We start from the raw sequence: 12527 nt of genomic DNA, 5'->3' as shown, positions 1-12527 counted from the left end.
GCGCGATGGGGCCTGCGCGCGATGTCGCGCGCCGGCTGTGCGGCGCGGTCGTGCTCGTCGTCTGCGCGAACGTGGCGGCGAGGGCCCAAGCCCCGCGCCCCGCGCTGCCCGCCGCCCAACCCTCGCGCGCCGATTCGCTGCTCGCGCAGGGACGCTTGGCCGCCGCCGAGGAGGCGCTGTATGCGGCCTCCGATGCGCGGCCGCGCGATCCGGCTGCACGTGGCGCACTGGCGGCGTATCTGGCCTCGCGCGGACGATTCACCATCGCACTGGTGCTCTTTGACGAAGCGCAGCGCTTCGGCGCCGATGCGGGTCGCGTGCAGCTCGCGCGACAGGAAATCCTGCCGTACCACGTGGCCCAGGCGCCTGGCCCTGCCGTCACCGTTCCCTTCGCAACGCCGACGCAGCCCGCCACGCTCGGCGCGTTCACGGTGCGTCCGGGCCGCAGTGCGGCGAGCGCGTTCACCGCGACGCTGGACCCGAACCTGCGCGGCGTCGTGCTCGGACGCCGCGCCGCCGCGGCGTTCTCGCTCGACGGTTCGAGGCGGCTCGAGGCACTGTGGATCGGCGAGCGGCGGCTCGCGCGGCTCGAGGCGCGCGTGGATTCGCTGGCGTCACCCGACGAAGTGCGCGTCGGACTCGACGTGCTCTGGGGATTGCATCCGCTCGTGGACGAGGCCGCCGGAACGCTGACGCTTGGTCGTGCGCCCGCAGCGCTCGGTCCCGACGCGCGGGTGCGACAGATTCCCTTCGTCGTGACGTTTCCCGGATTGCTGCTGGTGCCGCAGGTGGGCCAGGCACCGGTGCGCATCGAGAGCGCGGCGGGTCGCGCGCTGCTGCGCGGGGCGCGGTGGCAGCTTGATGCGCGTGCGGGTACGCTGCGGGTCGAGCGCTGATGCGTCTGGCCGCGCTCGCCGCATTGGTCGCGGCGTTCGTCGTCGAGGGGTGTGTCGCGCCCTCCGAGCAGTCGCTCACGATCGCGACGTACAACATCCGGCACGGACGCGGTATGGATGGGCGCGTGGACCTGGCGCGCACGGCGGCAGCCCTGCGCGCGCTCGACGCGGACATTATCGGACTCCAAGAGGTGGATCGCGCGGTCGAGCGCTCCGGGCGCAGCGCGCAGGCCGCAGAACTAGGACAACGTCTGGGGATGGAACACGCCTTCGGGGCGTTTATGCCTTACCAGGGCGGCGAGTACGGAATGGCGATTCTCTCGCGCCACCCGATGCGGCGCATCCACGAGATTCCCCTGCCCGTCGGCAACGAGCCACGCGTCGCGCTGCTGGTGGAGCTGGAGGTCGCCCCGGGGCGGCGCATCGTCGCCGTGAACGTGCACTTCGACTGGGTGGCGGACGACGCATTCCGCTTCGCGCAGGCCGAGGCCCTGGCGGCGGTGCTGGATACCATCTCCCTGCCAGTGCTACTGCTTGGCGACTTCAACGACGAGCCCACGTCGCGCACGATGGAACGTTGGCAGACGCGGTTCCTGACGGTCGACAAGCCGGCCGCCGATCGTTTCACCTTTCCGTCCACGCAGCCCGAGAAGGAGATCGACCACATCCTCCTGGGCCCTCGTTCCGCGTGGACGGCCACGACCGGACGCGTGGTCACCGACTCGCTCAGCTCGGATCACCGTGCCTTCGTGGCCACGGTGACCCTGGCGGCGCCGTAGCGCCTCAGCGTCCCAGGCGCGTAGCTCCACCACAGGCAGCGGTTCTGCACCACCGCCCCGGTCTAACGCGTGCTCCCTGCCGCCTGGAAGGTGCGGCGGTATGCCACGGGTGACGTGCCCAGCGTCCGCCGGAACTGCGCGCGTAGCGTGACGGCCGAGCCAAGCCCGCACGAACTGGCGACGCGTTCGATGCCCCAGCGCGTCGTCTCGAGCAGTTGCTGCGCGCGCAGCACGCGCTGGCGCGTCAGCCACTGCAGCGGGGTCGTGCCGCATTCGGCGCGGAACCGGCGCGCGAAGGTGCGGACGGGCAGCTTGGCGTGCCGTGCGAGCGCGGGCACGTCGAGCGGCGCATCGAGCCGTGCGAGCGCCCACGAGCGCGTGCGGTCGAGCGAGCCGCCGTCGTCGGCGATGACCGGCGCGGCGATGTACTGCGCCTGGCCGCCATCGCGCAGCGGCGGGACGACGAGCCGCCTCGCGATGGTGTTGGCGAGCGCCGCGCCGTGGTCGCGCCGCACGAGGTGCAGGCAGAGATCCACGCCCGCCGCGATGCCGGCCGACGTGAGGATGCGCCCTTCGTCGACGTACAGCACGTCGGCGTCCACGCGCACGTCGGGATAGCGCCGGATGAGTTCCGGCGCGTCGATCCAATGCGTCGTCGCGCGGCGTCCGTCGAGCAGGCCCGCCTCGGCGAGCGCGAAGGCGCCGGTGCAGATGGCCGCAATGCGCGTTCCGCGCGCGTGTGCGGCTCGCAGGGCGCGCGTGACGGCGGCAGGGATGGGAAGATCCAGGTCATCGACGCCGGGCACGATGATGGTCTGGGCGCGGCGGAGCGCTTCGAGCCCGGCCGGCGCGACGACGGGAAATCCCTGTGACGTCATCACCGGCCCGCGGCGCACGCCGCAGAGCACGGCCTTGTAGCGTATGGCGCCGAGGTCGGGCCGCGGGTAGCCGAACACCTGCAGCGGCACCCCGAGGTCGAATGGCACCACCGACGGCAGGGCGAGGACGGCGACGAGGTGGCGGTTGGCGGGCATATGGCCGAAATATATCGCTAAGTGGCATTTCGGCCACTCGCGGACATCGGCGCGCCGGCGGAGATTTCGAGCATCCCCAGCCGGAGCCCGAGATGCAGGTCCGCCGCTTGTTGGTTGCGCTCGCCACGCTGTTCGCCGCATTCCCCGCCGAGGCGCAGGGCCCGGGGCCGCGCCTGGACGTCGTCGACCCCACGTGGCTGGCCGGGCGCCTCGGCGACCCCGGTGTGGTCGTCCTCCACGTCACGCACAACGGGGAGGAGTTCCGCAAGGGCCACGTGCCCGGTGCGCGCGAGATCCCGTACGACGACATCGGCGGGGCGCGCGGCACGCTGACGCGCGAGTTGCCGGATCCCGACCGGTTCCGTGCGACGCTCGAACGTCTCGGTGTCTCGGACAACAGCACCATCGTCGTCTACGCGCACGAAGCACCGATGGCCACGCGCCTCATCTTCACGCTGGCATACCTCGGGCTCGGCGACATCGCGTACCTCGATGGTGGGCTCGATCGGTGGCGCGCCGAGCGACGCGACGTGTCGCGCGCGGTGCCGCCGACGGTGCAACCGGGCCGCATCACGCGCGCGTTGCGTCCGCAGGTCGTGGCCGACGCCGAGTACGTGCAGGCGCGCATCGGACGTCCGGGACTCTCGCTGGTGGATACGCGCACGACCGGCGAGTACGTCGGGGCCGGCAACCGCAGCGGGATGCCGAGCGCGGGCCACCTGGCCGGTGCACGGCAGCTCGAGTGGGAAGAACTCTTCGCCGACGGCTCGCTCAGGCTCAAGCCGCGCGCGGAACTGGAGGCGCTCTTCCGCGCACGCGTCACACCCGGCGACAGCGTCGTCACGTACTGCTGGGTGGGCTACCGTGCCTCGGCCACGTGGTTCGTGGCGTCGCTGCTCGGCTACGAGACGCGGATGTACGACGGATCGTACCAGGACTGGTCACAGCGCAACCTGCCCACTCGCGCGGGAAGCACGCCGTAGCGTCTGCGGCGTGCGCACCGCGTACGCGTTCGCCGCGTACGCGGCCATCAGCGTCCGATGCGCTGCATCTCCACCATCAGGCAACGGTCCTGCACCACCTGGATGCCGGCGCGCGCCAGCGTCTCGGCGACGGCGTCGTGCCGGATGCCGAGCTGCAACCACACGGCGCGCGGCCGGGCCGCCAGGAGGTCATCCAGGTGTGCCGGCAGGTCCGCAGGGCGACGGAAGACATTGACCAGGTCCACCGCTTCGCCGATGTCGCTCACGCGGCGATACACCGGTTCGCCGAGGATCTCCGTGACCTCGGGGAAGTACACCGGCACGGGCACGATGCGCAGCCCCGCGCGCTGTGCGTACTCGGGCACGTAGTAGGCCGGCGCGCGCCCGGAATCGGCCGTCTTGATGCCGAGCACGGCCACCGTGCGGACCTCGGCGAGCAGGGCCGAGATCTGCTCGTCCGTCTCGAGGAGAAAGCGCTGCCAATCGCTCATCGCGCGGGGTGAAAAAGGGGTGACAATCGGATAAATTGCGGGGCTGTCCTGAATAGTACCCCCGGAAGGAGCCCCGATGCGGATGCTTGTCCTCGGTGCCGGCCTGCAAGGTTCGGCCTGTGCATACGATTTGTTGCAGAACGACGCCATCACCGAGGTGCGCCTCGCCGACCGGACCGTCGAGCAGCTACCAAAGTTCCTCCAGCCGTACGTCGGCGGCGAGCGGCTCAAGCTCATCACGCTGGACGTGAAGGACGCCGCGGCGGTGTCGCAGGCGATGACGGGCGTGAAGGCCGTGATGTGCGCGCTGCCGTACTACTTCAACCAGCCGATGACCGAGGCGGCGCTGGCCGCGGGGGCACACTTCTGCGACCTCGGTGGCAACACCGAGATCGTGCAGGACCAGAAGACGCTCGACGCCACGGCCAAGGCCAAGGGCCTGAGCGTGGTGCCGGACTGCGGGCTGGCTCCCGGGATGGTCAACATCCTCGCGCAGCTCGGCATCGACCGACTCGACAAGACGCAGTCGGTGCGCATCTATGTCGGCGGCCTGCCGCAGGAGCCGAGCGGCCCGCTGAAGTATCAGATCGTGTACTCGATCGAGGGCGTGCTCGACTACTACACGACGCTGAGCTGGATCGTGCGTGACGGCAAGCGCGTGCAGGTGAAGGCGCTGAGCGAGATCGAGCCGGTGCACTTCGACGCGCCGGTGGGCGAGCTCGAGGCCTTCCACACCGCCGGCGGGCTCTCGACGATGGCGCACCGCTACGAGGGCAAGATTCCCGAGCTCGAGTACAAGACGCTACGCTACCCCGGCCACGCGAAGATTATGGAGGCCATTCGCGAGCTCGGCTTGATCGACGACGCGCCGGTGGACGTGAAGGGCCAGCAGGTGTCGCCGCGCGACGTCGCGATCGCGCAGATGCATCCGCGCCTGTTCAAGAAGAACTCGCCGGACCTCGTGGCCCTGCGCGTGGTGGTGAAGGGCAGCAAGGACGGCAAGCCGCAGACGCAGAGCTTCGAGCTGGTGGACCGCTACGATGCCGCGCAGGGCATCAGCGCGATGATGCGCACGACGGGCTTCTCGCTGTCCATCACCGGCCAGCTGCAGGCGCAGGGCGCGGTGCCGGGCGGCGTGCACACGCCCGACGAGTGCATCCCCGGCGACCGCTACGTGATGGAACTCGCCAAGCGCGGCATCCTCATCCGCCAGTCGGTGCACTGAGCGGACGGTGGCGCGGCGGGAACCTCCGCCGCGCCGCCGCGGTATGTGTGGGACCGACGCATCGCTGGCCGCATCTGCGCCGCAGTGCTACGATTCCCGTTCACCCGATTCGCCCGGAGGGCACGATGCCAGAGAACGCGTTCGTGGTCCGGACGTACCAGAACAGCATTGAAGCCGAGTTCGCGCAGGCGGTGTTGGACGCGAACAGCATTCCGTCGATGCTGCTGAAGGACAATGCGAGCGGGATGTTGCCCTTCCTGAACGTGCTGCACCCAGTGCGCCTGGTCGTGCGGCAGGGTGACGTGGACACGGCGGTGCGCCTGCTGGATGCGGCGGCGGCGACCGATCCGGAAGCGCCGCCGGGCCCTCCGGTCAGCTAGGCCGGCGGCGGCCCGGCCGACGTCAACCCGGCCGACGTCAGCGCGCGAAGCCCGCCAGCGTCGCGCCCATCGCGTCGATGGCGGCGCGCGCGCGCCAAAGGTCGCGCCCGTTGTACAGCATCGCAAAGGCCAGGCGTTCGCCGTCGCGCGTCTCCACGTAGCCGCCGAGCGAGGTGACGTCGTTGGTCGTGCCCGTCTTGCCGCGCAGGTTGTTGTCGGCGGCGGTGCGGCGCATCCGCGTCTTGAGCGTCTCGGTGCGGCCGGCCACCGGCAACGTGGCCTCGAAGACTTCGGCCCAGGGTGCGCTGCCGGCGTAGGCAAGCAGGTGCACCATCGAGCGCGCGGTCACGCGGTCCAAGGTGGAGAGGCCGCTGCCGTCGGCGGCGTAGACGTCGTCGCGGCGCACGCCGGCACGTTGGTTCAGGAATTCGCGCAGTGCCTCGTTGGCCGCCTCGGCCGAGCCGACGCCGGAGACCGAGCGCGCCGCGTTGCGGAACAGCAGCTCGGCGAAGTGATTGTTGCTCTCGCCGTTCATCGTGACGGCGAGCTGCGCCACGGTGGGTGAGGCCCAGGCGGTGACGCGCAGGGCGGTGGGCGGTGCGACGTCGGCGCGCGTCTCGCCCTCGATGACGACGCCTCGCTTGCCCAACGCCGCACGCAGGGCGGCTGCGGCGAAGCGCTCCGGCTGCTCGATCACCACGCGGTAGCTGCGCTCTGGACTCTGCTCGCCGATCCAGCCGTGCACGCGGAAATGGTCGGCGGTGGTGTCCTGCCAGACGCGGATGTACGCCGAGCGAGTGCCGGGGCGGACTTCGACGGTGGAGTGAATCGGGATGCCGATGAGCGGCTCGTCGAACTCGACCTCGGGGCCCTTGGGTGTCGCGCGGACGACGACGTTGGCGATGTTCTCGTTCACCGAGAGGGCGGAGACCCGCGCTGCGTAGCCGGCCTGTAGGTAGCGGCTGCGCCAGCCTTCGGGGACGCGGCGGCTCTCGAACGCCGAGGCATCGCCGACGATGTCGCCGGTGATGCGCCGCACGCCCGAGGCATAGATGAGGTCGGCGATGGCATCCATCGGTGCGATACCGCCGTGCCAGTTGCGGTAGCGCGGGCCCAGTGACGGATCGCCGGCACCCTTTAGGTAGAGGTTGCCGGTAATCGTCCCCTCGCGGCTGAGCGGGCCGTCGCGCAGCACCTCGGTGCGGAACTGGTGTGCGGGTCCGAAGCGATCAAACGCCATCGCCGCCGTGTAGAGCTTCATCGTCGAAGCCGGGAGCAGCAGCTCGTCGGCGCCGCGCGAGTAGAGCGTGTCGCCGGTGGCGAGCGAGACGACAAGGATGCCCCACTCGCCCGAGGACGTGCTCGTGCCGACCAGGTGGTCGAGGTCGCGGCGGAGCATCGCGGTGCCACGCGGGGCCGCCGGCACCAGTGCGCTGCGGCTCGGCGCGGGGCGTCGGGCCGCAGGCGCGACGGTGGGCCGCGCCACGGTCCCGCCCGGGTTCGGGCTGCCACCACTGCCTGTCTGCGCCGCCACGGAGGTGGCAGCGAGGGCGAGCGCGAGGGCCAGCAGGCGGGCGGGGCGGACGGGCATATCCTCTTAGGTTAGCACCCGAGCGCCGAGCCTCAACCCCTGCGGCCGAATCCGCCCTCTGCTCAGGCCGTTGCCTGCGCGCCCGCCTGGTCGTCCCGCTGCGTCGTGACCCAGCGGAAGAAGATGATCGAGGTCAGCAGATAGAAGAACAATCCGCCCGGAATCCACATAATGAGACCGCCGAGCCGCTGGTCATCGAGCGGTGAGAGCCCCCAGAGTCGCGGGGCGCTGGCGTAGGCCGGGTACAGCACGTGGTCGGCGTACACGATGTAGATGGACACCACCGTCATCGGCAGCGTCATCACGAAGCTGTAGAGCATCTGGCCCGGGTAGCTCAGGCGCGGCAGCTCCGGCAGCGGGCTCAGCATCGGCCACCACATCAGCACCGCCCCGACAAGGAACATCAGGTGCTGGATGATGTGCACCTCGTGGTAGTACATCGCGGCGTTGTAGAGCGGCGGGAGGTGCCAGCCGGCGAGCACGACATTGAAGATCGTGAACGCGGTCTTGGGTCCGGTGATCGCGCGGGCGACGGCGGCCACGGCGGGGACGCGCAGCGCGGGGCGCAGCATCCAGCCGGGCGTGCCGACGAGCAGCAGCGGCGGCACGACGATGGTGAGCACGAGGTGCTGCACCATATGGCCGGAGAACAGGTAGTAGTCGGAGATGTCGTGGATGGGTCCGTTGAGGGACAGGAACATCACGACGAGGCCGGCGGTGAAGCAGAAAGCCTGGAGGGCGCTGGGACGGGCTTCGCCGCGGTGGGCGTGGGCGCGCAGCAGCCACAGCGCCTGGAGGGCGACCAGGCCGATGACGGTGGACCAGTGGACGGTGAAGCCGCCCTGGGAGAGGTCGACGTTGGGGTGGAGGAGGAGGATGGGCAGGCCCATCTGCGGAAAATAGTGGGAGAGGGGAGGGGGGAGACGGGAGACGGGAAAAGAGAGAGGGGCGCCCCGAAGTCTCGGGGCGCCCCTTCCGTCTTCAGTCTTCCGTCCCCAGTCCTGTCTACAACGCGAACTGCCCGAACAGGAACAGCAGCGCGACGATCGTGGCCATCGCGATGATGAGCGGGCCGGAGAAGAGCACCTTGAAGAGCTTGTGATCGAACTTCAGGTGCATATACCACAGCACCACGATCGCGAACTTGGCCGCGGACATCGCGATGAGCGAGGGGTTGAACAGCGGCGAGGCGACGAGGGCCGGGATGTAATAGGCCCAGACCTCGACGGCGGTAATCACCGTGAGGATGCCGAAGACCTTGAGGTACGTGTTGCCCGTCGGGTGTGCGTGGGCAGCGTGTTGGGCGTCGTGTGCCATTGCCGGGGCTCCGCTACTGAATGAGATAGACGAGCGTGAAGATCGCGATCCAGACGACGTCCACGAAGTGCCAGTACAGCGCCGTGATGTCCACGAGGAGCTCGTCGCCGGGGCCGGCGAGTCCGCGGCTGCGGTCCACCCAGAGGAGGGACATCAGCCAGAGGACGCCGACGGTGACGTGGGCGCCGTGGAAGCCGGTGAGCGTGAAGAAGGTCGAGCCGAACAGGTTGGTCTTGATCGTCAGGCCCTCGTGCACGAAGGCCGTGAACTCATAGGCCTGGAAGCCGAGGAAGGTCGCGCCGAGCAACGCGGTGACGAGCAGCCAGGTCTGGGAGGAGCGCTGGACGCGGGTCCACCAGCTGGCGTTCTCGGGCAGCGGTACGCCCTTGAGCTGCACGGCCTGGAGCGCGAGCACCATCGCGAACGACGAGGCCAGGAGGACGAAGGTCGAGGCCGACGTCACCGGGATGTCGAGGATGGGCGGGAAGACCTTGCCGGCCGCGTCCACGTACTCGGTGTGCGGGAAGGGACCGACGAGGGACTTGCCCTTGTAGATCAGGTAGGTCGCGATGAGCGACGCGAAGAGCATACACTCGGACCCGATGAACGCCCAGATGGCGATCTTGCGGTTGTCGAGTCCGGTGGTGGTGTAGTGGTGGTGCACGTGGCCGTCGCCGTGGGCGTCAGCGGTCGCGGTATGGGCAGTCATTGGTCAGGGGCTCCGGTTACTCGAGGGGGCTGGTGAGCCACAGGTACAGCCCGATGGCCATCGAGGCGGCACCGCCGATGGTGACGGTCATCGCGACGGCGAACATCCCGTTGTGGAGGAAGAGCAGGCCGCTGAACATCACGACCATCGCGGTGGCGACGAAGAGCGGCTTGGCCGTGGGCAGCGGCATCGGGATGCCGAGTTCCTTGGCGGTGTGCCGCTCCGTCTCCTCGTGCACCGGGACGGCGTGCGAGTCAGTGATCTGCATCGGGTCGGCGTGCGAGTGGTCGATGCCTTCCGTCATCTTGGGATCCTTGAGGTCCCAGAGCGGATAGCGCGAGGTCACTTCGGGCAGCTGCGCGAAGTTGTACTCCGGCGGCGGCGAGGGGATGGACCACTCAAGCGTGGCCGCGCCCCAGGGATCGTTGCCGGCCACCGCGCCGCGGGTGCGGCTGCGCAGGAAGTTCCAGACGAAGATCAGCGTCGCCACCACCAGCAGGTAGGTGCCGTAGGTGGCCAGCTTGTTGAACAGGTCGAAGCCCTGGCCGGCGTCATAGGTGTAGATGCGCCGCGACATCCCGTACAGGCCGCTGAAGTGCATCGGGAAGAAGGTCAGGTTCATCCCGATGAAGTTCAGCCAGAAGTGCCAGTTGCCCAGCGACTCGCTCATATGGCGGCCGGTCATCTTCGGGTAGTAGAAGTAGATACCCGCGAAGATGCCCATAATCGACCCACCGAACAGCACGTAGTGGAAGTGGGCGACGATGAAGTAGGTGTCGGTCTGCTGCAGGTCGGCCGGCGGGGAGGAGTGCATCACGCCGGAGATGCCGCCGATGGTGAACATCGCGATCAGCGCGATCGCGAACTTCATCGGCACGGTGAAGCGGATCTCGCCGGCCCACATCGTGGCGATCCAGTTGAAGATCTTCACGCCGGTGGGGATGGCGATGAGCATCGTCATCAGCGAGAAGATCGAGTCGGCCACGGCCCCCATCCCCACCGCGAACATATGGTGGGCCCAGACGCCGAAGCCGAGGAAGCCGATCATGATGCCCGAGTAGACCATCACGTTGTAGCCGAAGAGCGGCTTCTTCGAGAAGGTCGGCAGCACCTCGGACACGAGGCCGAAGGCGGGCAGGATGAGGATGTACACCTCGGGGTGGCCGAACACCCAGAACAGGTGCTGCCACAGCAGCGGGTCGGCGCCGGCGGCGATGGCGTAGAAGTTCGTCCCGAAGAAGCGGTCCATCAGCAGGAAGAACAGCGCCACCGTGATCGGCGGGAACGCGAGGATCAGCAGGAACTGCACGACGAACGACATCCACGTGAACATCGGCATCCGCATCAGGGACATCCCCGGTGCGCGCATATTGATGATCGTCGTGATGAAGTTGAACGCCGCGGCCAGCGAGCTGACGCCGAGGATCTGCAGGCCGAGCACCCAGAAGTCGATGTTGGGGCCGGGCGAGAAGCGGGGGGTCGTCAGCGGGGCATAGCCGAACCAGCCGCCGTCCGGCGCGAGCTTGAACAGGATCGGCAGCGTGATGAAGATGCCGCCCAGCAGATAGACCCAGTACGAGAACGCGTTCAGCCGCGGGAAGGCGACGTCGCGCGCCCCGATCTGCAGCGGGATCAGGTAGTTGAAGAAGGCGGCCGAGAGCGGCATCACGGCAAGGAACACCATCGTGGTGCCGTGCATCGTGAACAGCTGGTTGTACGTCTCGGCGCTGACGAAGCCCATATTGGGCTGCATCAGCTGCGTGCGGATGAGGACGGCCTCGAAGCCGCCGACGAGGAAGAAGAAGAGGGCGGTCCAGAGGTACAACGTGCCGATCCGCTTGTGATCGACCGTCGTGATCCAGCTCCGGATCCCGGTGTTCTCCGCCGTCGCGGTCGGCGCGGTGGCCGTCGTGGGGGCAGCGATGGATGCCATTGGTGTCAGAGTCTCCGGGGGGTCACTTGAGCGCGCGCAGGTACGCCACGACGTCGGCGATCTGCGCATCGGTGAGGCCCGCGGTCACGGGGCCCTTGAGGTCGGGGCTGTACTCGCCGATGCCGACGACCAGCATCAGCGCGCCGGGCTTCATCGCCTTGGCGTTCTTGATCCAGCGCGCGAGGTGGTGGTCGTCGTTCGGGAACAGCCCGCCGCCCAGCGTATGGCGAGAGCCGAAGTGCGTGAGGTTCGGGCCGATCGGGCTCACCGCCATCGGATTGCCCTGGATGGCGTGGCAGCCGATGCAGCCGCCCATCATAAAGGCCGTTTCGCCGCGCTTGGCGTCGCCCTGCGCGAGCAAAGCATCGTCGAACTGCAAGCGCGCCGGCGTCGGAGTCTGCGGCAGCACGTGCGCCGGCAGGTCGGCGGCGGGGAAGATGTAGCCGGCAGGGGCGGAGCGCGCCGTCGAATCGTGCAGCGCCGCCGGCCGTGCCTGGTGCGCCACCCACGAGGCGAACTCGTCCGGCTGCACCGTGAACATCCGGAACTTCATATTCGCGTGGCTCGCGCCGCAGTACTCGACGCAGAAGCCGTTCCAGGCGTTCGTGCCGAGGTCCGCGTTGGGCGTGAACCACAGCAGGTTGGTCTTGTTGCTGATCAGGTCGCGCTTGCCGCCGAGCTGCGGCACCCAGAACGAGTGCAGCACGTCCTTGGTGCGGAGCACGAAGTTGGCGGTGCGGCCGACCGGGATGTAGACCTCGTTGGCCGTGGTCACGCCGTACTCGGGGTAGTGGAACTCCCACCACCACTGGTGGCCGGTGACCTCGATCGTCAGCGCGCCCGCCGGTGCCGGCGCCTGTGTCTGGAAGATCGTCTTCACGGTCGGCACCGCGATCAGCACCAGGATGACGGCCGGGATGACCGTCCAGGTGATCTCGAGGGCGACGTTGCCGTGGATCTGCTTGGCGGGCGCGCCGCCCGGACGCTTCCGGAAGCGGAAGATTGTGTAGATCAGCCCAGCTTCCACGACCACGAAGACGATCGTCCCCCAGAACAGGAGACGGTTCCACAGGCCATCGATGGCTGTGTTGAAATCCGTGGTGTGATTGAAGGTGGAGTTCGGGTACTCCGCTCCACCGCACGCGGTGAGCGCCAGGAGGGCCACTGCCATAAGCAGGGCTGGTGCTGC

13 protein-coding genes are annotated in these 12527 nt (G+C 68.7%); 5 read left to right on the top strand and 8 right to left on the bottom strand.

The features are described 5' to 3' along the window. Nucleotides 1-5 precede the first annotated feature (5 nt). Both KF689_12430 and KF689_12425 read left to right on the top strand, forming a co-directional pair. Nucleotides 6-896, top strand: a complete 891-nt coding sequence (locus KF689_12430; protein ID MBX3134179.1) for a hypothetical protein — start codon at nucleotides 6-8, stop codon at nucleotides 894-896. Further along, nucleotides 896-1675: an endonuclease/exonuclease/phosphatase family protein gene (locus KF689_12425; protein MBX3134178.1), complete on the top strand. Its 780-nt coding sequence runs from the start codon at nucleotides 896-898 to the stop codon at nucleotides 1673-1675. Before KF689_12430 ends, KF689_12425 begins: the two co-directional genes overlap by 1 nt. A gap of 62 nt (nucleotides 1676-1737) precedes the next feature. Here the strand turns inward: KF689_12425 and KF689_12420 are convergent, their stop codons facing one another. Further along, the gene (locus KF689_12420) at nucleotides 1738-2709 is read right to left on the bottom strand and encodes a helix-turn-helix domain-containing protein (GenBank protein ID MBX3134177.1); all 972 of its coding nucleotides are present in this window, start codon (nucleotides 2707-2709) and stop codon (nucleotides 1738-1740) included. A gap of 92 nt (nucleotides 2710-2801) precedes the next feature. Between KF689_12420 and KF689_12415 the strand changes: the two genes are divergently transcribed. Next, on the top strand, nucleotides 2802-3692 hold the full coding sequence (locus tag KF689_12415) for a sulfurtransferase (protein MBX3134176.1): 891 nt from the start codon (nucleotides 2802-2804) through the stop codon (nucleotides 3690-3692). A gap of 47 nt (nucleotides 3693-3739) precedes the next feature. Here the strand turns inward: KF689_12415 and KF689_12410 are convergent, their stop codons facing one another. Then, nucleotides 3740-4183 carry a CoA-binding protein gene (locus KF689_12410; protein MBX3134175.1) on the bottom strand — a complete coding sequence of 148 codons (444 nt, stop codon included), beginning with the start codon at nucleotides 4181-4183 and terminating at the stop codon, nucleotides 3740-3742. Between the two features lie 76 nt (nucleotides 4184-4259). Between KF689_12410 and KF689_12405 the strand changes: the two genes are divergently transcribed. Continuing rightward, the gene (locus KF689_12405; GenBank protein MBX3134174.1) at nucleotides 4260-5408 is read left to right on the top strand and encodes a saccharopine dehydrogenase NADP-binding domain-containing protein; all 1149 of its coding nucleotides are present in this window, start codon (nucleotides 4260-4262) and stop codon (nucleotides 5406-5408) included. 125 nt (nucleotides 5409-5533) lie between these two features. Beyond that, entirely contained in the window at nucleotides 5534-5788 is a 255-nt protein-coding gene (locus KF689_12400) for a DUF2007 domain-containing protein (GenBank protein MBX3134173.1), read from the top strand. Between the two features lie 37 nt (nucleotides 5789-5825). Here the strand turns inward: KF689_12400 and dacB are convergent, their stop codons facing one another. The 6 genes from dacB to coxB form a co-directional block, all read right to left on the bottom strand. Next, complete coding sequence (gene dacB, locus KF689_12395; GenBank protein MBX3134172.1) at nucleotides 5826-7379, bottom strand: D-alanyl-D-alanine carboxypeptidase/D-alanyl-D-alanine-endopeptidase; 1554 nt, start codon at nucleotides 7377-7379, stop codon at nucleotides 5826-5828. A 62-nt stretch (nucleotides 7380-7441) separates the two neighbouring features. Then, entirely contained in the window at nucleotides 7442-8269 is an 828-nt protein-coding gene (locus KF689_12390) for a cytochrome c oxidase assembly protein (GenBank protein MBX3134171.1), read from the bottom strand. A gap of 115 nt (nucleotides 8270-8384) precedes the next feature. Next, nucleotides 8385-8696: a cytochrome C oxidase subunit IV family protein gene (locus KF689_12385; GenBank protein ID MBX3134170.1), complete on the bottom strand. Its 312-nt coding sequence runs from the start codon at nucleotides 8694-8696 to the stop codon at nucleotides 8385-8387. Between the two features lie 13 nt (nucleotides 8697-8709). After that, on the bottom strand, nucleotides 8710-9405 hold the full coding sequence (locus KF689_12380) for a cytochrome c oxidase subunit 3 (GenBank protein MBX3134169.1): 696 nt from the start codon (nucleotides 9403-9405) through the stop codon (nucleotides 8710-8712). Between the two features lie 16 nt (nucleotides 9406-9421). Beyond that, on the bottom strand, nucleotides 9422-11338 hold the full coding sequence (gene ctaD / locus KF689_12375) for a cytochrome c oxidase subunit I (GenBank protein ID MBX3134168.1): 1917 nt from the start codon (nucleotides 11336-11338) through the stop codon (nucleotides 9422-9424). 22 nt (nucleotides 11339-11360) lie between these two features. Then, nucleotides 11361-12503, bottom strand: coding sequence for a cytochrome c oxidase subunit II (coxB, locus tag KF689_12370; GenBank protein ID MBX3134167.1), 1143 nt, complete (start codon nucleotides 12501-12503; stop codon nucleotides 11361-11363). Nucleotides 12504-12527 lie beyond the last annotated feature (24 nt).

The sequence above is a fragment of the Gemmatimonadaceae bacterium genome, from assembly GCA_019637355.1.
Lineage (GTDB): Bacteria > Gemmatimonadota > Gemmatimonadetes > Gemmatimonadales > Gemmatimonadaceae > Pseudogemmatithrix.
This window is presented reverse-complemented; position numbering and strand designations above follow the sequence as displayed.